This is a genomic window from Staphylococcus hominis subsp. hominis (genome assembly GCF_002901845.1).
GTDB classification, from domain to species: Bacteria; Bacillota; Bacilli; order Staphylococcales; family Staphylococcaceae; genus Staphylococcus; species Staphylococcus hominis.
Window position 1 is genome coordinate 441,794 of record NZ_PPQE01000025.1, and the last position, 21,599, is coordinate 463,392.

General features: G+C 32.2%; 20 protein-coding genes. 18 read left to right on the forward strand and 2 right to left on the reverse strand.

Features of this window, described 5'->3' with window-relative positions:
- Nucleotides 1-34: 34 nt before the first annotated feature.
- The gene (locus CD034_RS03800) at nt 35-1,174 is read right to left on the reverse strand and encodes a nucleotidyltransferase (protein WP_077700419.1); all 1,140 of its coding nucleotides are present in this window, start codon (nt 1,172-1,174) and stop codon (nt 35-37) included.
- A gap of 126 nt (nt 1,175-1,300) precedes the next feature.
- Between CD034_RS03800 and CD034_RS03805 the strand changes: the two genes are divergently transcribed.
- The 6 genes from CD034_RS03805 to CD034_RS11195 all read left to right on the forward strand — a co-directional run bounded on the left by CD034_RS03805 (nt 1,301) and on the right by CD034_RS11195 (nt 7,217).
- Nucleotides 1,301-1,855: a YceD family protein gene (locus CD034_RS03805; RefSeq protein ID WP_103288150.1), complete on the forward strand. Its 555-nt coding sequence runs from the start codon at nt 1,301-1,303 to the stop codon at nt 1,853-1,855.
- A gap of 84 nt (nt 1,856-1,939) precedes the next feature.
- Nucleotides 1,940-2,113: a 50S ribosomal protein L32 gene (gene rpmF, locus CD034_RS03810; RefSeq protein WP_001830121.1), complete on the forward strand. Its 174-nt coding sequence runs from the start codon at nt 1,940-1,942 to the stop codon at nt 2,111-2,113.
- A gap of 115 nt (nt 2,114-2,228) precedes the next feature.
- Complete coding sequence (locus CD034_RS03815; RefSeq protein WP_002488712.1) at nt 2,229-2,969, forward strand: TrmH family RNA methyltransferase; 741 nt, start codon at nt 2,229-2,231, stop codon at nt 2,967-2,969.
- A 351-nt stretch (nt 2,970-3,320) separates the two neighbouring features.
- Nucleotides 3,321-4,379: a phenylalanine--tRNA ligase subunit alpha gene (pheS, locus tag CD034_RS03820; RefSeq protein WP_017175722.1), complete on the forward strand. Its 1,059-nt coding sequence runs from the start codon at nt 3,321-3,323 to the stop codon at nt 4,377-4,379.
- Nucleotides 4,379-6,781, forward strand: coding sequence for a phenylalanine--tRNA ligase subunit beta (gene pheT / locus CD034_RS03825; RefSeq protein WP_049431703.1), 2,403 nt, complete (start codon nt 4,379-4,381; stop codon nt 6,779-6,781). The genes pheS and pheT overlap by 1 nt, the downstream gene beginning before the upstream one ends.
- A 295-nt stretch (nt 6,782-7,076) precedes the next feature.
- Nucleotides 7,077-7,217, forward strand: coding sequence for a hypothetical protein (locus CD034_RS11195; RefSeq protein WP_037554444.1), 141 nt, complete (start codon nt 7,077-7,079; stop codon nt 7,215-7,217).
- Between the two features lie 16 nt (nt 7,218-7,233).
- Here CD034_RS11195 and rnhC read toward each other — a convergent pair whose 3' ends face one another.
- Nucleotides 7,234-8,160, reverse strand: a complete 927-nt coding sequence (gene rnhC, locus CD034_RS03830; RefSeq protein ID WP_002455475.1) for a ribonuclease HIII — start codon at nt 8,158-8,160, stop codon at nt 7,234-7,236.
- A gap of 212 nt (nt 8,161-8,372) precedes the next feature.
- Here rnhC and zapA point away from each other — a divergent pair, with 212 nt between their 5' ends.
- The 12 genes from zapA (at nt 8,373) to CD034_RS03890 (ending at nt 21,526) form a co-directional block, all read left to right on the forward strand.
- Entirely contained in the window at nt 8,373-8,639 is a 267-nt protein-coding gene (gene zapA, locus CD034_RS03835) for a cell division protein ZapA (protein ID WP_002449984.1), read from the forward strand.
- The gene (locus CD034_RS03840; protein WP_002455474.1) at nt 8,640-9,161 is read left to right on the forward strand and encodes a CvpA family protein; all 522 of its coding nucleotides are present in this window, start codon (nt 8,640-8,642) and stop codon (nt 9,159-9,161) included.
- Nucleotides 9,162-9,233: 72 nt separating this feature from the next.
- Complete coding sequence (gene polX, locus CD034_RS03845) at nt 9,234-10,946, forward strand: DNA polymerase/3'-5' exonuclease PolX (protein ID WP_002488667.1); 1,713 nt, start codon at nt 9,234-9,236, stop codon at nt 10,944-10,946.
- Nucleotides 10,947-10,955: 9 nt separating this feature from the next.
- Nucleotides 10,956-13,307, forward strand: a complete 2,352-nt coding sequence (locus CD034_RS03850; RefSeq protein WP_049431698.1) for an endonuclease MutS2 — start codon at nt 10,956-10,958, stop codon at nt 13,305-13,307.
- A gap of 180 nt (nt 13,308-13,487) precedes the next feature.
- On the forward strand, nt 13,488-13,802 hold the full coding sequence (gene trxA / locus CD034_RS03855; protein WP_002449989.1) for a thioredoxin: 315 nt from the start codon (nt 13,488-13,490) through the stop codon (nt 13,800-13,802).
- Nucleotides 13,803-13,898: 96 nt separating this feature from the next.
- Nucleotides 13,899-15,683 (forward strand): excinuclease ABC subunit UvrC, encoded by a 1,785-nt coding sequence (gene uvrC / locus CD034_RS03860; protein WP_103288151.1) that lies wholly within the window; start codon nt 13,899-13,901, stop codon nt 15,681-15,683.
- A 418-nt stretch (nt 15,684-16,101) separates the two neighbouring features.
- Nucleotides 16,102-16,716 carry a succinate dehydrogenase cytochrome b558 subunit gene (locus CD034_RS03865; protein WP_002449979.1) on the forward strand — a complete coding sequence of 205 codons (615 nt, stop codon included), beginning with the start codon at nt 16,102-16,104 and terminating at the stop codon, nt 16,714-16,716.
- Nucleotides 16,717-16,796: 80 nt separating this feature from the next.
- Nucleotides 16,797-18,563 (forward strand): succinate dehydrogenase flavoprotein subunit, encoded by a 1,767-nt coding sequence (sdhA, locus tag CD034_RS03870; protein WP_002450011.1) that lies wholly within the window; start codon nt 16,797-16,799, stop codon nt 18,561-18,563.
- Nucleotides 18,563-19,420: a succinate dehydrogenase iron-sulfur subunit gene (sdhB, locus tag CD034_RS03875; RefSeq protein WP_077700543.1), complete on the forward strand. Its 858-nt coding sequence runs from the start codon at nt 18,563-18,565 to the stop codon at nt 19,418-19,420. The genes sdhA and sdhB overlap by 1 nt, the downstream gene beginning before the upstream one ends.
- Before the next feature lie 175 nt (nt 19,421-19,595).
- Nucleotides 19,596-20,393, forward strand: a complete 798-nt coding sequence (gene racE, locus CD034_RS03880) for a glutamate racemase (protein WP_049431689.1) — start codon at nt 19,596-19,598, stop codon at nt 20,391-20,393.
- Between the two features lie 30 nt (nt 20,394-20,423).
- Nucleotides 20,424-21,005 carry an XTP/dITP diphosphatase gene (locus CD034_RS03885; protein ID WP_002449992.1) on the forward strand — a complete coding sequence of 194 codons (582 nt, stop codon included), beginning with the start codon at nt 20,424-20,426 and terminating at the stop codon, nt 21,003-21,005.
- Between the two features lie 8 nt (nt 21,006-21,013).
- Complete coding sequence (locus CD034_RS03890; RefSeq protein ID WP_077700544.1) at nt 21,014-21,526, forward strand: YfcE family phosphodiesterase; 513 nt, start codon at nt 21,014-21,016, stop codon at nt 21,524-21,526.
- Nucleotides 21,527-21,599 lie beyond the last annotated feature (73 nt).

A 21,599-nucleotide genomic window follows, 5' to 3' on the forward strand; every position in this document is an offset into this window, starting at 1 on the left:
TAGAACAGAAATGAAATGTTCCATACGCTTTAATTCAATTATTTAATCTAATTACAGGTGTATTAAAATCATTTTTCTTTTGACCTGATAATAAGTTATAAATATCGGTAGCTTTAATTTCATTTTTAAAAAAATGAGCAGATGTTTTATTAATATTAGTGATGAATTGACGCTCTGGAAATTTGGTTTTTAATTGTTTGAGATAACTTTGTCCGCGACGATTCATTCCTAAAATTCTTACAGCTGAAATGGATTGAATAGAATCTTCTTTTTTTACATTTAAAAGAATTTGCATAAGTATGCGTTGTAAATGAGTATAGGTAAAGCGTTTTGTCTTCAGTAAAGACATAAAGGATTCAAAAGAAGTTGCTTGATTAATATATTTTTTTAATCGATGTTCTAGTCCTTCAGATATAGTGTATATATGAGCCATTTCATGAATTGAATGACTTAAGATATGATATTTAATCAAGCTAAATGTATCCTCTTTAGTTAAATGAGGTGTTGTATACAGTGATTGAATTGAAGAGGGAACAACTGTAGTCCACTGAGTTGCTTGAGTGATTAACGACTGCCTAATTGCAGAACCACTTGCAAAGGATGATGTTTCAATTGTCGCATCATGATGATGAGCATGCACACGTTGGATAGCAAGTCCTTTCATGTGAGGTGCAAATTGTTGTATAGCTTTTAAGTAAGTGATTGCTAAAATATTATTAGGCATTTTTAGTAAAGTATTATCGCTAATTAAATCATTTATAATTTTTGCATAATTACTACCTTCTTTTACTTTTTGATTAAAAGTTGAACTATGTTCTAAATTGATTATTTCATTTGCAACGTTTTTAAGGCGAGTTATATCAGGCGTTTCACTTCCAAAAGCAATAGTATCAACATTTAGGTAACGAGCAACTTGAACAGCTATATGTGCAAAATAATCACTTGAAGAAAGACTAGCGATAAGGGGTAACTCAACAACTAAATCGACATTGGAAAGTGCCATTTGTGTACGTAGGAATTTGTTATAAATAGCAGGTTCACCTCTCATAACGAAATTACCACTCATGATTGCAATAGAGATCTCTGCATCGGACTGTGTTTTAGCTTGTTGCGCATGATAAGCATGACCGTTATGAAATGGATTATACTCTGTAATCAATCCAACACTTTTCATTTGCAATTCGTCCTTTCAGTATTCATTATTAGTATTGTAACAGATAATAAGATGTTAAGAAAAAATCTTGACAACTTATTATAGTAAAGTTAAAATAAATTTTGTGTTTGTTAGAGGTGAAGCCATATGAAATGGTCAATAACGCAATTGAGAAAATATCAAGGTAAACCTTTTGAATTCAATGAAAAGGTGAACTTTGACGATTTAATAGAACCTTTAGGTCTGATTGATTTATCAGAAGTAAATATCGAAGGTGAATTAACCATAAAATCAAATGAAGTGATAGCAGATATGCATGTTACTGGTACGTATACTATGCCTTGTGCTCGTACATTAGTGCCTGTAGATGTGCCACTTGATGTCAGAACTTCCGAAATATTTGATTTAGAAGGTTATAATAGTTATACCGAAGAAGAAGTAGATGAAGATGAACATTATCATCTTGCTACAGATGGTATGATTAATATCCGAGATATTGCTAAAGAATTGGTTATTATTGAGAAGCCAATGCGTGCATTTTCTGAGAATAGTGATCAAATGCTTACAGAAGGTAACGGTTGGGAAGTTATTGATGAAGAACAAGCGCTTGAGCTTGAACATTCTAAAGATAACGACGATTCCCAAACACGCCACGTTGATCCTAGGCTTCAAAAATTACAACAGTTATATGATAAAGAGTAATAGCAGGTTAATTTAATTTATAGTATAATAATTAAATGACCGAATACTTGAGATTATGTGTTTTAATATTAAGGAGGATATATCATGGCAGTACCAAAAAGAAGAACGTCTAAAACTAGAAAAAATAAACGTCGTACTCATTTTAAAATTTCAGTACCTGGTATGACTGAATGCCCAAACTGTGGCGAGTACAAATTATCTCACCGCGTATGTAAAAACTGTGGTTCTTACAATGGTGAAGAAGTCGTTTCTAAATAATTTATATCTATTAAAAAAAGGTGGAATACGAATTCATTATGAATTCTATCCCACTCTTTTTTTATATTATCTCAATTTATACCATTGCTATCAAAAATAATTTGGAGAGACTATTATGGAACAAATTACTTCAACACAAAATAATAAAATTAAATTAGCAAATAAACTTAAAAAGAAAAAAGAACGCGATAAAACAGGATTAGCTCTCATCGAAGGGATACATTTAATTGATGAAGCATTTAAAAGTAATATAATGATTAAACAATTATTTGTAATTGAGCCTGAAAGAACAGATTCTAGACTTTTAGAGTATGCAAAAGAAGCTTACGAAATTAATATGAAAGTGGCTGAATCATTATCAGGGACTATTACACCACAAGGTTTTTTTGCAGTTATTGAAAAACCTAAACATGATATCTCAAAAGCGAAACAAGTGTTATTACTTGATCGTATACAAGATCCTGGTAACTTAGGCACGTTAATTCGTACAGCAGATGCTGCGGGTATAGATATGGTTGTAATGGAAAAAGGTACAGCAGACGCATACCAAGACAAAGTAATGAGAGCAAGTCAAGGAAGTGTATTTCACATTCCTATTGTCACAACAGAATTAAATAAATTTATTGAACAATTTGATGGCCCAGTATATGGTACAGCCTTAGAAAATGCTGTGTCTTATAAAAACATCGAATCGCAAGACACATTTGCCTTATTACTTGGTAATGAAGGAGAAGGTGTTAATAAAGAATTATTAGCACATACCTCGCAAAATCTTATTATACCTATATACGGCAAAGCGGAAAGTTTAAACGTGGCGATTGCTGGAAGTATTTTGCTTTATCATTTGAAAGGTTGACCTTTTGATTTAAAATCGACTATACTTAATTGTATACAAAATTAAAATGATATGTTTATTAAAGATAAATATAAACCGATAAAAAGACGTAAACTAAATGATTAATTGCACAGGGAAAGTAAGCGTGACTGAAACTTACTTCAATTTACATTAGTTTTTTTCACCTTTTTGGTTACTTAAAGAAATTTAAGTCGGAGTGCATCTTCGTTAACAATGCTAACAAGTGTATGCTTAAGCATAAATTTGGGTGGTACCACGGAAGGCTTTCGTCCCAGTTATTTAGGGATGAAAGTCTTTTTTTAATTTAATAAAGCAAATTTTATGATAAATAGAAAGTATGAGGTGTAAGTCATGACTCAAAATGATTCAATGACAGAATTAAGACAACAAGCTTTAGTAGACATTAACGAAGCGCAAGATGAACGTGCTTTACAAGATGTCAAAGTAAAGTATCTAGGAAAAAAAGGCTCTGTAAGTGGTTTAATGAAAAATATGAAAGATTTACCAAATGAAGAAAAGCCAGCTTATGGACAAAAAGTAAATGAATTAAGACAAGCAATTCAAAATGAACTTGAAGAAAAACAAGAATTATTAAAAAATGAAAAGTTAAACCAACAACTTGCTGAGGAAACAATTGATGTTACATTACCTAGTCGTCAAATTAATATTGGCTCAAAACATCCATTAACTAGAACAGTTGAAGAAATTGAAGATTTATTCCTAGGATTAGGATATGAAATTGTTGACGGATACGAAGTAGAACAAGATTATTATAATTTTGAAGCTTTAAATCTTCCTAAATCACATCCAGCCCGAGATATGCAAGATAGTTTTTATATTACAGATGAGATTTTGATGCGTACGCACACGTCTCCAGTGCAAGCACGTACAATGGAAAAACGTCACGGTCAAGGACCAGTAAAAATTATTTGTCCTGGGAAAGTGTATCGACGAGATTCAGATGATGCTACACATAGTCATCAATTTACACAAATTGAAGGTTTAGTAGTAGATAAACATATTAAAATGAGTGATTTGAAAGGAACGTTAGAGTTAGTAGCTAAAAAATTATTTGGGGCTGATCGTGAGATTCGATTACGACCAAGTTATTTCCCATTCACAGAGCCATCAGTGGAAGTAGATGTCTCTTGTTTCAAATGTAAAGGTAAAGGATGTAATGTATGTAAACATACTGGATGGATTGAAATCTTAGGTGCAGGTATGGTACATCCTAATGTTCTAGAAATGGCCGGTTTTGATTCAAATGAATATTCTGGCTTTGCATTTGGTATGGGGCCAGATCGTATAGCAATGTTAAAATACGGAATCGAAGACATTCGTCATTTCTATACAAATGATGTGAGATTCCTTAATCAATTTAAAGCTGTAGAAGATAGAGGTGAAGCATAATGTTGATTTCAAATGAATGGTTAAAAGATTACGTAGATGCTGGTGTACCTGCTAAAGACTTAGCTGAGCGTATTACACGTACAGGTATTGAAGTAGCAGATATTATAGATTACTCAAAAGATATTAAAAATTTAGTAGTAGGATATGTAACATCTAAAGAAAAACATCCAGATGCAGATAAATTGAATATCTGTCAAGTTGATATAGGTGAAGAAGAACTTGTTCAAATTGTTTGTGGAGCACCTAATGTTGATGAAAATCAATATGTGATTGTAGCTAAAGTAGGTGGACGTTTACCTGGAGGGATTAAAATAAAACGTGCCAAATTACGCGGAGAACGTTCGGAAGGTATGATTTGTTCCTTACAAGAAATTGGTGTCTCAAGTAATGTTGTACCAAAAGATTATGAAAATGGAATTTTCGTATTTCCTAATGAAGTGACACCAGGAACTGATGCACTAGACGCATTATATCTTAATGATCAAATTATGGAATTTGATTTAACACCTAACCGTGCAGACGCTTTAAGTATGGTGGGAACTGCATATGAAGTTGCAGCGTTATATCAAGCTGAAATGACTAAACCAAACACAACGCTTAACGAAACTGAAACTTCCGCAACAGATGAGTTATCAGTGACAGTTGATAACCCTGAAAAAGTCCCTTATTACAGTGCAAGAGTTGTTAAAAATGTGAGAATTGCACCATCACCTATTTGGATGCAAGCACGTTTAATTAAAGCTGGTATCCGTCCAATTAATAATGTAGTTGATATTTCTAACTATGTATTACTCGAATATGGTCAACCACTTCATATGTTTGATCAAGATCATATGGGTTCTAAAGATATTGTTGTACGTCAAGCGAATGAAAATGAAACAATGACAACATTAGACGATACTGAAAGAACTCTTATTGATACAGATATCGTTATTACAAATGGTAAAGAACCTATTGCATTAGCTGGTGTTATGGGTGGAGATTTTTCAGAAGTGACTGATCAAACAATGAATGTCGTAGTAGAAGGTGCGATTTTTGACCCTGTATCTATTCGTCACACATCACGTCGTTTGAATTTACGTAGTGAGTCTTCAAGTCGCTTTGAAAAAGGTATTGCAACAGAATTTGTCAATGAAGCAGTCGATAGAGCTTGTTATTTACTTGAACATTATGCCTCTGGCGAAGTATTAAAAGATAGAGTGGCACAAGGGGATTTAGGTTCACTTGTTACGCCAATTGATATTACTGCCGAAAAAGTAAATCAAACAATTGGTTTTAATTTATCAAATGATGAGATTAAAGCTATTTTTGAACAATTAGGATTTAAAACGATTCAAAATGCCGATACTTTAACAGTATATGTACCTTCACGTCGTAAAGATATTTCAATTAAGGAGGATTTAATTGAAGAAATAGCAAGAATATACGGTTATGATAATATTCCTTCAACTTTACCAGTGTTCGATGATGTAACTAGTGGAAAATTGACAGATCGTCAATATAAAACGCGTACAGTAAAAGAAACACTCGAAGGTGCAGGATTAAATCAAGCCATCACATATTCACTTGTGTCTAAAGACCATGCCAAAGATTTTGCATTACAAGAACGTCCTACAATTAGTCTACTTATGCCAATGAGTGAAGCGCATTCTACATTACGTCAAAGCTTATTACCACATTTAATCGAAGCAACAGCTTATAACGTAGCACGTAAAAATAAAAATGTAAGATTATATGAAATTGGACGTGTGTTCTTTGGTAACGGCAAAGATGAATTACCGGATGAAATAGAATATTTAAGTGGTATTCTAACTGGAGAATATGTAGTTAATACTTGGCAAGGTAAAAAAGAAGAGATTGATTTCTTTATTGCTAAAGGTGTAGTCGATCGAATTGCTGAAAAATTAAATTTAGATTTCACTTATAAAGCTGGCGAAATTAAAGGCCTTCATCCAGGCAGAACTGCGATTGTTTCATTAGAAGGTAAAGAGATAGGATTTGTAGGAGAATTACATCCTCAATTAGCAGCTGAAAATGATCTTAAACGCACATATGTATTTGAATTAGATTATGATTCAATGATGCGAGTAGCTGTAGGTTACATTAATTATGAACCAATTCCAAAATTCCCTGGTGTGTCAAGAGATATCGCTATGGAAGTAAACCGTGACATGCCTTCATCAGAATTATTAGATATTATTCATGAAAATGGTGAAGACATTCTAAAAAATACACTTGTATTTGATGTGTATGAAGGTGAACACTTGGAAGAAGGTAAAAAATCAGTAGCCATTCGTTTAAATTATTTAGATACTGAAAATACACTTACAGATGAACGTGTTTCTAAAGTGCATGATAAAATTTTAGAAGAATTAAAAGCTAAAGGCGCTACAATTCGATAATAAAATAAAGAAGAGATTGGGACATATATCCTAAAAAAATAGCCAGTAAATGAGTTTATTATAAAGTCATTTACTGGTTTCATTATTTACAATACTTTGTATAGTTGACTCTCTTTATTAGGGGACAGATCTAGTCTGTAGTCTTTAACGTATCGTATTCCCACAAGAGTCTCGCTAAAATCCTTTTTATATACAGTTTTACATTGAAATACTTTTAAAAATAAGGTCCTTTCGTATAATTTAATAAACTTCACTAAACTAAATTAACGAGGTACCTTATGTATAAAGTTCTAGCATGACTCAACTTACTTTATCGATAGAAACTTCAGCACTTGTTCCCACAAATGATGTGTCACGATATGTAAATAATAGTGTTGAAACAATTCTCGATACTGAATTTGATGAATTCAGACATCGTCGTAGTGCTATCTTATAGCATTCTAAAATGTTCTTTATTGATACTTTTTATTAACCAATGTCCATGCTTTATCACGATTTTTAAAATGTTTTTTTGAAATAGAATCTAACTTACTAATATTATATTTTTCAATAATTTGAGCAGCAATTAAATCTACTTTATGACTCGCGCCTTTCGGAATATCAAAATGCATCATTTTTGATATTGAATTCATGTGCTTAATAAAAGCATAGCGAGAAATGATACTTGCTGCTGCAATAGCAAGGGATTTAGATTCTCCCTTTGTTTCAAATTTTGTTTGATTTGGAAAAGGTAAGTCGCTTAGAGCATAACGCTTGTAGACGTTACGTTCTGCAAATTGGTCAATGACAATGTAGTCTAATGCTTTAGTATCTATCTTGTTAGTTACATTTTTTATCGCTTCATTATGAAGGACTGCTTTCATTTTTACTTGAGACCAACCTAGTGCTTGTCTTTCATTATATTTAGTATTGTTTAATGTAAGTAATGAATGAGGAATAAAGGTAATCAGTTGTTCTGCAAGTTCTATAATTTTAGTGTCTGTTAATTTTTTCGAATCATCTACGCCTAGCGTTCTTAAAATATCTATATGCTCTTTAGATACATAAGCAGCACAAACCGTTAATGGGCCAAAATAATCGCCACTTCCCGCTTCATCACTACCAATACAGTTATAATCATCATATGTTATATTATGGAAACCATCTGCCTTTGAAGATTTTGAATTAGTTCCAGAATCAGTAGTACAAAATTGACGCGCTATATGTTCAGCACGTTTTCCTTGAAACATAACTTTACCAGAATTGTAAATACTAATGACAGTGTCATGATATTTGGTTCTTGCTTTCATCCCATTAGGTAAATTGGATGTACTAAAGTTAATTTGGTTCATCAGTTGCTCAATATCTTGATTAGTTAATTTATGTACTACATTTCCCATAACTTGTTTAAACCTCTCTTTTAAAATTCTAATAGATATACTTTAACATAATGAAGATAAGAACGTAGGTTTAGTGGTATAAATCAATAGTATTTAAATCTATAATTACAAATAAGAGACACTCATGTATAATAATAATAATCTACTTATTCACTCAACAAAACATTAGTCAAAGAAATTTAAAATATTATCAAAAGTCAGGAGTTAATACAATGGTAGAATTTAAAAATCGTATTAATGTATCGATCAATGATCAAAATTTTACGATTATCGGTGACGATGATCCTGAACACATACGTTATGTAGCACATTTAGTAGATGAACAGCTAAGATTATTAGGACGTAAATCAGCAGGATTAGATACAACAAGAAAAGCAATTTTAACTGCAGTGAATATCATGGACGAAAAAGTGAAATTGGAAGAAGAAAACGAAATATTAAAACAAATGATTTATGAATTAAAACATCAGGATAGCTAAATGACTATAGATTTAGTAATGATACTTATTATTTTGATGTATATGATAATTGGTTTTAGAAGAGGCCTTTGGCTGAATAGTCTTCATTTGTCGTCTACACTTGTCTCACTATTCATTGCGCATCGTTTTTACCAATATATATCAAAACAAATGATTGTTTTTGTTCCATTTCCTAAAACAGTTGCTTTTGACACGCACTTCGCATTTCAATACCATGATGTACAACAACGTTTTGATACTATTGTGGCATTTTTATGTATTGCTTTTATAAGTAAGTTGCTTTTATATCTTATTATTGTAACTTTTGATAATATAGTGTCATATCATAATATTCATGTTACAAGTCGAATATTGGGAAGCGTATTAGGTAGTATTGCAAGTGTGATTGTACTGCAACTTGTTTTATATTTAGTATCTTTATATCCTAATGAATGGATTCAAGAAAGTTTAAAATACGGTTATTTAAGCCATATTATTCTATTTAAGATGCCGTTTTTATCATCTTATATACTAAATTTATAAATAAAAAAGATAAAAGGTCAGGACTAGGTGATGGATATAAACCTCCTGGTCTCTTTTTATGGAGTGAATGTAATGACAAAGAAAGATGTAATTCAACTACTAGAAAAAATTGCTATATATATGGAATTGAATGGAGAAAATACGTTTAAAGTGTCTGCTTATCGCAAAGCAGCACAAAGTCTTGAAATAGATGAACGCTCTTTAGATGAAATAAAAGATATTACTGAATTAAAAGGAATTGGAAAAGGGGTAGGAGAGGTCATTAGCGAATATCGAGAAACTGGGACCTCATCAACTTTAAAAGAATTGCAACGTTTAGTTCCTGAAGGATTAATTTCTTTAATGAAAATTCAAGGTTTAGGTAGTAAAAAAATTGCAAAGTTATATAAAGAGTTAAATATTACAGATAAAGAAAGTCTTCAAGAAGCTTGTGAAGCGGGAAAAGTTAGTGAATTAAGTGGATTTGCTAAAAAAACAGAACAAAACATACTTGAAGCAGTAAAAGCACTAGGAGCTAAAAAAGATCATTATCCTATTGATTTGATGCGACATTTAAATAAAGATATTATGACTTATCTAGAACAATTAGAAGAAGTTGAACATTATTCTGAAGCAGGTAGTTTCCGTCGTTATAAAGAAGTAAGTAAAGATTTAGACTATATTATTAGTACACGACACCCTCTTCATGTACAACAACAACTTTTAAATATTCCAAATAAAGTGAAAGAAGTCGCAGTTGGAGAAACGAAAGTGTCGCTTGAATTAGAATATGATGATGAAACGATTGGTGTAGATTTTAGACTTGTTGAACCAGAAGCCTTTTATCATACCTTACAGCACTTTACAGGTTCCAAAGATCATAACATTCGCATTAGACAACTTGCTAAAGCACAAAATGAAAAAGTAAGTGAGTATGGTATCGAACAACAAGATGGAACGTTACTCCAATTCCAAAGTGAAGCTGAAATTTACCAACACTTCGGTAGACATTGGATTGCTCCGGCAATACGTGAAGATGGCAGCGAGTTTGATCGTGATTTAAACTCAATCATTACATTAGATGATATTAAAGGTGATCTTCATATGCATACAACGTATAGTGACGGCGCTTTCTCTATACGAGAGATGATTGAAGCAAACATTAAAAAAGGCTATGAATACATGGTCATTACGGATCATTCAAAGAGTTTAAAAGTTGCTCATGGATTACAAGTTGAACGACTATTACGTCAAAATGAAGAAATAAAAAAATTGAATGAAGAATACACAGAAATAGATATTTACTCAGGTACAGAAATGGATATTTTACCTGATGGATCATTAGATTATGAGGATGATATACTATCGCAACTTGACTATGTTATTGCAGCTATTCATCAAAGTTTCAATCAATCTGAAGAAGAAATTATGAAGCGCCTAGAACATGCATGTCGTAACCCTTATGTTAGACATATTGCCCATCCAACTGGTCGTATTATTGAGCGACGTGAAGGGTATCAACCTAATATAGAACAGTTGATGCAACTTGCCGAAGAAACACAAACGGTAATGGAAATTAATGCTAACCCAAAACGATTAGATTTAAATGCTGCCACTGTTAAAAAATATCCAAATATTAAATTAACAATTAATACGGATGCCCATCATGTGGATCATCTTGATTTTATGAAATATGGCGTAGCTACTGCGCAAAAAGGATTTGTAAATAAAGATAGAGTGATTAATACAATGACGCGTGACGCTTTTAAAAACTTTATTAATAATAATATTAAATTACAGAAATAGAGGGATTGTATGAGACAAAAAACATTAGACGTCTTAGAGTTTGATAAAATCAAATCATTTGTAGCTTCTGAAACGATAAGTGATTTAGGACGTGAAAAAGTGTCTAAAATGTCTCCAGCAACTGATTTTGAAACTGTAGAATTTCAAATGAATGAGACAGATGAAATATCACAAATTTATAATAAACATCGTTTACCTAGTTTAAGTGGTTTATCAAAAGTATCACCATTAATTCACCGTGCTAAAATTGGTGGTGTGCTTAATGTTACCGAATTAAATGTAATTAAGCGGTTGATACAAGTACAAAATCAATTTAAAACATTTTATAATCAACTGCTTGAAGAAGATGAAGGTGTCATAAAGTATCCAATTTTAAATGAAAGAATGAATCAACTACCTGTACTTACTGATTTATATCAAGAAATAAATGAAAAATGTGATGCTTATGATTTATATGATAATGCAAGTTATGAATTGCAAGGTATTCGAAGCAAAATATCAAGTACGACTCAACGTATTAGACAAAATTTAGATCGTATTGTTAAAAGTCAAGCTAATCAAAAGAAACTTTCAGATGCCATTATTACAGTGCGAAATGATCGCAATGTGATACCAGTAAAAGCAGAATATCGACAAGATTTTAAAGGGATTGTGCATGATCAATCAGCTTCTGGACAAACCCTTTATATTGAGCCCTCTTCCATTGTTGAAATGAATAATCAAATTAGTCGATTAAGAAATGATGAAGCAGTAGAACGTGAACGTATATTAACAGAATTAACAGGTTTAGTAGCTGCTAATGATAATAATTGTTTAGTGGCAGAGTCAGTTATGGGTCAAATTGATTTCTTAACAGCTAAAGCGCGTTATGCACGATCAATTAAAGGGACAAAACCTACTTTTTATAAGGAAAGAACGGTTTATTTACCTAATGCTTATCATCCTTTATTGAATAAAGATACAGTAGTAGCAAATACAATTGAATTTATTGATGATATTGAAACGGTTATTATTACGGGACCTAACACAGGTGGTAAAACTGTCACCTTAAAAACGTTGGGACTTATCATTGTGATGGCTCAATCCGGGTTACTCATTCCTACATTAGATGGCAGTCAATTGAGTGTATTTGAAAACGTATACTGTGATATAGGTGATGAACAATCGATTGAACAATCACTATCTACGTTTTCATCACATATGAAAAATATTGTAGAAATTTTAAAAGAAACAGATAAAAATAGTCTTGTTTTATTTGATGAATTAGGTGCTGGAACCGATCCAAGTGAAGGTGCTGCCTTAGCTATGAGTATTCTCGATCATGTGAGAGATATTGGTTCGCTAGTTATGGCAACGACACATTATCCAGAGCTTAAAGCTTATAGTTATAATCGGGAAGGCGTTATGAATGCAAGTGTTGAGTTTGATGTGAATACGTTAAGCCCGACTTACAAATTATTAATGGGTGTTCCTGGACGTTCCAATGCCTTTGATATTTCCAAAAAATTAGGGTTAGGATTAAACATCATTAATAAAGCTAAAACAATGATTGGTACAGACGAACAAGAAATTAATTCAATGATAGAGTCATTAGAGAAAAACTCTAAACGTGTGGATGAACAACGTATTGAGCTTGAAAAATTATTAAGAGAAGCACGAACAACGCATGATGATTTGGAACGTCAGTATCAACAATATAAAAATTATGAACAAAAATTAATGGATGAAGCTAAAGATAAAGCAAATCAACGCATTAAATCAGCTACAAAAGAAGCAGATGACATTCTAAAAGATTTAAGAGAAATGCGAGATAAAAAAGGAGCCGACGTTAAAGAACATGAACTAATTGATAAGAAAAAACATTTAGAAGATCAATATGAAGCTAAATCCTTAAAACAAAATGTAAAAAAACAAAAATGGGATGATATTCATGCTGGCGATGAAGTTAAAGTATTATCTTATGGACAAAAAGGCGAAGTATTAGAATTAAGCGGAGAAAATGAAGCTGTAGTTCAAATGGGTATTATCAAAATGAAATTACCTATTGAAGATTTAGAAAAAATGAAAAAGAAAAAAGAAAAACCAACTAAAATGGTGACACGCCAAAATCGTCAAACTATTAAAACAGAATTAGACTTAAGAGGCTATCGTTATGAAGAAGCGGTTGGAGCTTTAGATCAATATATTGACCAAGCTGTATTAAGTAACTATGAACAGGTTTATATTATTCATGGTAAAGGTACAGGTGCACTTCAAAAAGCAGTTCAAAATCATTTAAAAAAACATAAAAGTGTTCAATCTTTTCGTGGTGGAATGCCAAGTGAAGGCGGATTTGGTGTTACAGTAGCAGAACTTAAATAATATAAAACTAGAATGTTGATTTTTTTAAAATTTGACGTACAATAAAGCAAGCGTTTAATCTTAACACAAGTTTATGACAAGATTAATAAATAGTGATAAAGATGAGCAAGAGCAATGCAGATATATGGAAAGTCTGTTATAATTTGCTCATCATTTAATATTTAAGGAGGATTGGCAATTATGGCAATCGTAAAAGTTACAGATTCAAATTTTGATGAAAACATTCAATCAGGTGTTAAATTAGTAGATTTTTGGGCAACTTGGTGTGGACCTTGTAAAATGATCGCCCCTGTGTTAGAAGAATTAGCTGGAGACTATGATGGTAAAGCAGACATCTTAAAATTAGATGTAGATGAAAATCCATCTACTGCTGCTAAATATGAAGTAATGAGCATCCCAACTTTAATCGTATTTAAAGATGGAGAAGCAGTAGATAAAGTAGTAGGTTTCCAACCTAAAGAAAACTTAGCAGAAGTTTTAGATAAACATCTATAATATTTAGTACAATTATAAAAGAATGGGGCATTACATGTTATGTAATCGCTCCGTCTTTTTTATGTGAACGTCAAGTTAATAGAAAGGAGGAGACGGATGACCGACTACGAAGAAAAAATTAGAGATAAATTAAGTGTCGTCCCATTTGAACCAGGCTGTTATTTAATGAAAGATCGAAATGACCAAATTATTTATGTAGGTAAAGCAAAACGATTACGAAATCGACTACGTTCTTATTTTACTGGTGCACATGATGAAAAAACTACACGTCTTGTTAGTGAAATTCGCAACTTCGAATTTATTGTAACTTCAAGTGAGACAGAATCATTATTACTTGAGTTGAATTTGATTAAACAATATCAACCTCGCTACAATATTTTATTAAAAGATGATAAAAGTTATCCTTTTATAAAGATTACTAAAGAAAAACATCCACGTTTACTTGTGACTCGTACAGTAAAAAAGGGTACAGGAAAATATTTTGGACCTTATCCTAATGCATATTCAGCACAGGAAACTAAAAAATTATTAGATCGTATTTATCCTTTTAGAAAATGTGATAATATGCCTGATAAATTGTGTCTATATTATCATATCGGTCAGTGTATGGGACCATGTGTGTATGATGTAGATCAACAAAAATATGCACAAATGACGCGTGAAATTACTGACTTTTTAAATGGAGAAGATAAAACAATTCTTCATAATCTTGAAACACGCATGCTAGATGCTAGTGAGAAGTTAGATTTTGAACGTGCTAAAGAATATAGAGATTTAATTCAACATATTCGTAATTTAACTAAAAAACAAAAAATTATGTCTTCAGATAATACAATTAGAGATGTTTTTGGATATAGCGTTTCTAAAGGTTGGATGTGTATTCAAGTATTCTTTATTAGACAAGGAAATATGATTCAACGTGATGCAACAATGATTCCTCTACAACAAACAGAAGAAGAAGAATTTTATACATTCATTGGACAATTCTATAGCTTAAATCAACATATTTTACCTAAAGAAGTACATGTACCGAAAAATTTAGATAAAGATATCATTCACTCTGTAGTTGATACAAAAATTGTTCAACCTGCGCGTGGAACAAAGAAAGAAATGGTTGATTTAGCTAATCATAATGCTGAAGTTGCACTAGAAAATAAATTTCAATTAATCGCTAAAGACGAATCTAGAACGATAAAAGCTATCGAAGAACTTGGTGAAAGAATGGGTATTCAAACACCGATAAGAATTGAAGCATTTGATAACTCAAATATCCAAGGTGTTGATCCTGTTTCGGCAATGGTAACATTTGTGGATGGTAAACCGGATAAAAAAGGATATCGTAAATACAAAATTAAGACTGTGAAAGGTCCTGATGATTATAAGTCGATGAGAGAAGTTGTACGCCGTCGTTATACGCGTGTACTTAATGAAGGTCTTCCATTACCAGATCTTATTATCGTTGATGGTGGTAAAGGACATATGTCTGGTGTCATAGATGTACTAGAAAATGAACTAGGTTTAGACATTCCTGTTGCTGGATTAAGAAAAAATGATAAACACCAAACATCTGAATTATTGTACGGTGCAAATGCTGAGGTTGTACCTCTAAAGAAAAATAGTCAAGCCTTTTATTTGCTCCATAGAATCCAAGATGAAGTACATCGTTTTGCGATAACATTCCATCGTCAAACCCGACAAAAAACTGGATTACAATCTGTTCTTGATACAGTAGAGGGTATAGGAAGTAAACGAAAAACAAAATTATTAAGAACATTTGGTTCCATTAAAAAAATGAAAGAAGCTAGTATAGAAGATTTAAAAGCTGCAGGATTACCTAAAAGGGTAGCTGAAAATCTACAATATGCTTTAAAAGAAGATTAATTCAAAAAAAGGGGTATGACTTTGAATTTCATACCCCATACATATAGAAAGAATGTTACAATATAGTTAACAAAAAGCTTATTTTTTTAAGAAAGTATGGAAGCGTTTTCTAAATGAGAAATATTATCATTTTATAGTAGTTGCATGGTTATTGTGTAATACTTGTATATCTCATTTATTCGTCTTATTTTTAATTGTATTTACTTTTTTAAGACATACTTGTAGTTATAAAAAATAATAATACTCAATCTAATAAAAAGAGATGTTTGATTTGTTTAATTTTCAGAAAATTTACAATCATTATAACTATTATATGTTTATACATACAAGTACTAAATAAAATAGTAAATGCGTTTATAGTACTATCTTAAAAAGAAGCTAATTAAATTTATAAGTTTTATAACAGGGGGGACTCCTTTTGGCTAAGTCTAAAAATGAATTTTATCTTAGACGTCTTCATTCACTACTAGGGATTATTCCGATTGGTGCGTTTTTAATTGTTCATTTAATGGTTAACCACCAAGCGACTCAAGGAGCTGAGGCTTTTAATAAGGCTGCAGGCTTTATGGAATCTTTACCATTTTTATTAGCAGCTGAACTTATTTTAATTTACATTCCAATTTTATATCATGGATTATATGGTATTCATATTGCTTTTACTGCTAAAGAAAATATCGGCCATTATTCATTATTTAGAAACTGGATGTTTGCGTTACAAAGGTTAACAGGGATTATTGCTTTCGTATTCATCTTTGTACACCTATGGCAAACACGTTTACAAAAACTTTTCTTTGGTAAAGAAATCAGTTATGACATGATGAATCAAACGTTACAAAATCCAATTTGGGTTATCGTGTACATTATTTGTGTTATTGCTGTCATTTTCCATTTTTCTAATGGTATTTGGTCATTCTTAGTAACATGGGGATTTTTACAATCTAAAAAATCACAACGTATTTTCACATGGGTTTCATTAATTATTTTCTTAATTCTGTCATACATAGGTGTGACTGCAATTTTAGCTTTTGCATAAAAAATGAAAGTAATAAAAGCATAGTTATAAAAGGAATCAATAGGTTAGTTTCAGATATATTTTAGGGGAGTGACAATTCTATGGCAGAGAAAAAAATTATTGTTGTCGGAGGTGGCCTCGCGGGGCTGATGTCAACAATTAAAGCTGCAGAACAAGGTGCACATGTGGACTTATTCTCAATTGTACCTGTTAAACGTTCGCACTCTGTATGTGCCCAAGGTGGTATTAATGGTGCGGTAAATACTAAAGGTGAAGGAGATTCACCATGGATTCATTTTGACGATACAGTATACGGTGGAGATTTTTTAGCGAACCAACCACCAGTCAAAGCAATGACTGAAGCTGCACCAAAAATTATCCATTTATTAGATCGTATGGGCGTTATGTTTAATAGAACAAATGAAGGATTGTTAGACTTTAGACGTTTCGGAGGTACACTTCATCATAGAACAGCATATGCTGGTGCAACTACAGGACAACAATTACTTTATGCTTTAGATGAACAAGTTCGTTCTTTTGAAGTTGATGGTTTAGTTACTAAGTATGAAGGATGGGAATTTTTAGGATTAGTTAAAGATGATGAAAATGCAGCAAGGGGTATTGTTGCTCAAAATTTAACTACTTCTGAAATTAAATCTTTCGGTTCTGATGCTGTTATTATGGCTTCAGGTGGTCCGGGTATTATTTTTGGTAAAACAACGAATTCAATGATTAATACTGGATCAGCTGCATCTATCGTGTATCAACAAGGCGCTAAATATGCAAATGGAGAATTTATTCAAATACATCCTACGGCAATTCCTGGTGATGATAAATTACGTTTAATGAGTGAATCAGCACGTGGTGAAGGTGGTCGAATTTGGACTTATAAAGATGGAAAACCATGGTACTTCTTAGAAGAAAAGTATCCTGATTATGGTAACTTAGTACCACGTGATATTGCAACACGTGAAATCTTTGATGTATGTATCAATCAAAAATTAGGTATTAATGGTGAAAATATGGTGTATCTTGATTTATCTCATAAAGATCCACATGAATTAGATGTTAAATTAGGTGGTATTATTGAGATTTATGAAAAATTCACTGGTGATGATCCACGTAAAGTACCTATGAAAATATTCCCAGCAGTACATTATTCAATGGGTGGATTATATGTAGATTATGATCAAATGACAACTATTAAAGGGTTATTTGCTGCAGGAGAATGTGATTTCTCTCAACATGGCGGTAACCGTTTAGGTGCTAACTCGTTATTATCAGCGATTTACGGCGGTACAGTAGCAGGTCCAAATGCAATTAAATACGTTGAAAATATCGAAACATCATATACTGAGTTAGATGACAGTATTTACCAAAATCGTGTAGATGAAGAACAAAAACGTTTCGACGAATTACTTAATATGCGTGGTACTGAAAATGCTTATAAACTTCACCGTGAATTAGGCGAGATTATGACAGCAAACGTTACAGTAGTACGTGAAAATGACAAATTATTAGAAACGGATAAAAAAATTGTTGAGTTAATGGAACGTTATCAAAATATTGATATGGAAGATACACAAACTTGGAGTAACCAAGCTGTATTCTTTACACGTCAATTATGGAACATGTTGCAACTAGCACGTGTCATAACAATTGGTGCGTATAACCGAAATGAATCTCGGGGAGCACATTATAAACCAGAATTCCCAGATCGTAATGACGATGAATGGTTAAAAACAACTTTAGCTGAATATCAAGGTGAATATGAAGCACCTAAATTCACATATGAACCTGTCGATATCAGTTTAATTCCACCACGTAAACGTGACTATACTAGTAAATCTAAAGGAGGTAAAAAATGATGGCTAACAATCAATCAGTAAAAGAAACTCCAGAAGAATTACGTCATACAGATGAACAACATAATCAAGAAATAACACATAAAAAAGAAAAACACACGCAAAAAACAGTTAAATTGATTATTAAACGTCAAGATAATCAAGAAGCAAAAGCGTATGAAGAAACATTTGAAATTCCTTATAAAGAGAATTTAAACGTGATTGCTTGTTTAATGGAAATAAGACGCAACCCTGTTAATAGTAAAGGAGAAAAAACAACGCCAGTAGTATGGGATATGAACTGCTTAGAAGAAGTATGTGGTGCTTGTTCAATGGTTATTAATGGTCGTGCACGTCAAGCCTGCTCAGCCATTGTTGACCAATTAGAACAGCCGATTCGTTTGGAACCTATGAGTACATTCCCAGTCATTCGTGATTTACAGGTTGATCGTACAAGAATGTTTGATAACTTAAAACGTATGAAGGCTTGGATTCCAATTGATGGTACTTATGATTTAGGCCCAGGTCCACGTATTCCAGAAAAGAAACGTCAAACAGCATATGAATTATCAAAATGTATGACATGTGGTGTATGTTTAGAAGTGTGTCCTAATGTAACACGTAATAATAAATTTATTGGTGCGCAAGCTATTTCACAAGTACGTTTATTTGATCTACATCCAACTGGTTCAATGACTAAAGATGAACGACTGAATGCTTTAATGGGTGAAGGTGGTTTACAAGAATGTGGTAACTCTCAAAACTGTGTTAATGCATGTCCAAAAGGTATCCCATTAACAACGTCAATTGCAGCAATGAACCGTGAAACATCGTTCCATATGTTTAAATCTTTCTTTGGTTCTGATCATCAAGTAAATTAAATATGACATATTTGCCAGCAAAGTAAAAACTTTGCTGGTTTTTATTAATGGGGAATTCAATACGGATATAAATGTTTATTTAGTAAAATGAAAATGAGCAAAAATATCAATTAATGAATGATTAGGTTTGTCTATGGTAAAATAAACGTATTATGTATTATAAGGATGAATGTAAATGAATAAACCCATTGGTGTCATAGACTCTGGAGTGGGAGGACTAACTGTAGCTAAAGAAATTATGCGACAACTTCCTAATGAGACAATATATTATTTAGGCGATATCGCAAGGTGTCCATACGGTCCAAGACCTGGAGAAGAAGTAAAAACTTTTACGACGCAACTTGCTAATAAACTGATGGAATTTGATATAAAAATGTTAGTCATTGCTTGTAATACTGCAACTGCAGTGGCGTTAGAACATTTACAGCAGTTATTACCAATTCCAGTTATTGGAGTCATTGAACCTGGTGCTAGAACCGCTATTATGACTACAAAAAATCAAAAAGTTTTAATTTTAGGTACTGAGGGCACGATTAAATCAGAAGCTTACCGCCATCATATTAAAAGAATAAACCCAAATGTCGAAGTATATGGGGTAGCATGTCCAGGTTTCGTACCCCTCGTTGAACAAATGCGTTATGATGACCCTACAATAACTAGTATTGTAATACATCAGACTTTAAAACATTGGCGTAACACAGATGCCGATACTGTTATTTTAGGCTGTACGCATTATCCATTATTATATAAACCCATTAATGATTATTTTGGTGGAAATAAAAAAGTTATTTCTTCTGGGCTTGAAACTGCACGTGAAGTAAGTGCATTACTTACGTTTAGTAATGAACATGCAAGCTATACGCAACATCCAAAACATCGATTTTTTGCAACAGGTGATACGGTTCATATTAAACATATCATTTCTCAATGGTTAAAATTAGATGTAGAAGTTGAACGTATAAAACTAGATTAAATTTAAAACAGAATTGAAAGGAAGATTTAAGTGGCAGACATTGTTATAGCTTCTAACAACAAAGGTAAAATAAATGACTTTAAAACTATTTTTCCAAATGATAATGTTATTGGCATTTCAGAAATTATAAAAGACTTTGATGTTGAAGAAACAGGTACTACCTTTGAAGAAAATGCACGATTAAAATCTGAAGCGGCAGCTAAAGCACTCAATAAAAGAGTGATTGCCGATGATAGTGGTTTAGAAGTATATGCTCTAAATGGTGAGCCTGGTGTATATTCTGCACGTTATGCTGGTCTTGAGAAAAATGATGAGTCAAATATTGATAAAGTACTTAAAAAGTTAGAAGGTAAGACAAATAGAAAGGCACAATTTGTATGTGTGATTAGTATGAGTGCGCCAAATGAACCAACACATATATTCAAAGGAACTGTATCTGGAGAAATTACAACAGAACGTAAAGGTGATTATGGATTCGGGTATGATCCTATTTTTTATCTTCCAGAAAAAAACAAAACAATGGCTGAATTAACTACAGAAGAAAAAAGCGATGTGAGTCATCGTGGAAATGCAATTAAAGCTTTAAATGAATATTTGGAGCGTGAAAAATAATGTCTAAAATGTCTAAATGGTTAATTGTAAGTGATAATCATACAGAATCTGGAATTCTGTATGAATTATACGACTATCATAAAGACGCAGATATATGCTTACATTTAGGAGATTCTGAATTTAAATATAACGATACTGAATTGAACTTGTATCAACGTGTAAAAGGTAATTGTGACTTTTATCCTGAATTTCCAAATGAAGACATTATTGAAAAGAACAGTGTTAAAGCATTATACACCCACGGTCATCTTTATGGTGTAAATCAAACGCGTATGCGTTTGGCTGAAAAAGCACAATCTCTTGGTTGTCAATTTGCGTTTTATGGGCATACACATATAGCTAAATATGAAAAAATAGGAGACGTCCATATTATAAATCCTGGTAGTATTTCACAATCGCGTAGTAATATAGAAGAAACGTACGCAGAACTACTTATAGAGGATGAAAGTAAAAAAGCTACGCTGAATTTTAGAAATAGAGATCATCAAGTCATTCAATCAATAGAATTTGAAATTAATTAACTATTAAAAGGGCTAGGACTACAATGCAAGATAGTCTAGTCCTATCTAATTTCAAGTTTGGTACCAAACATTT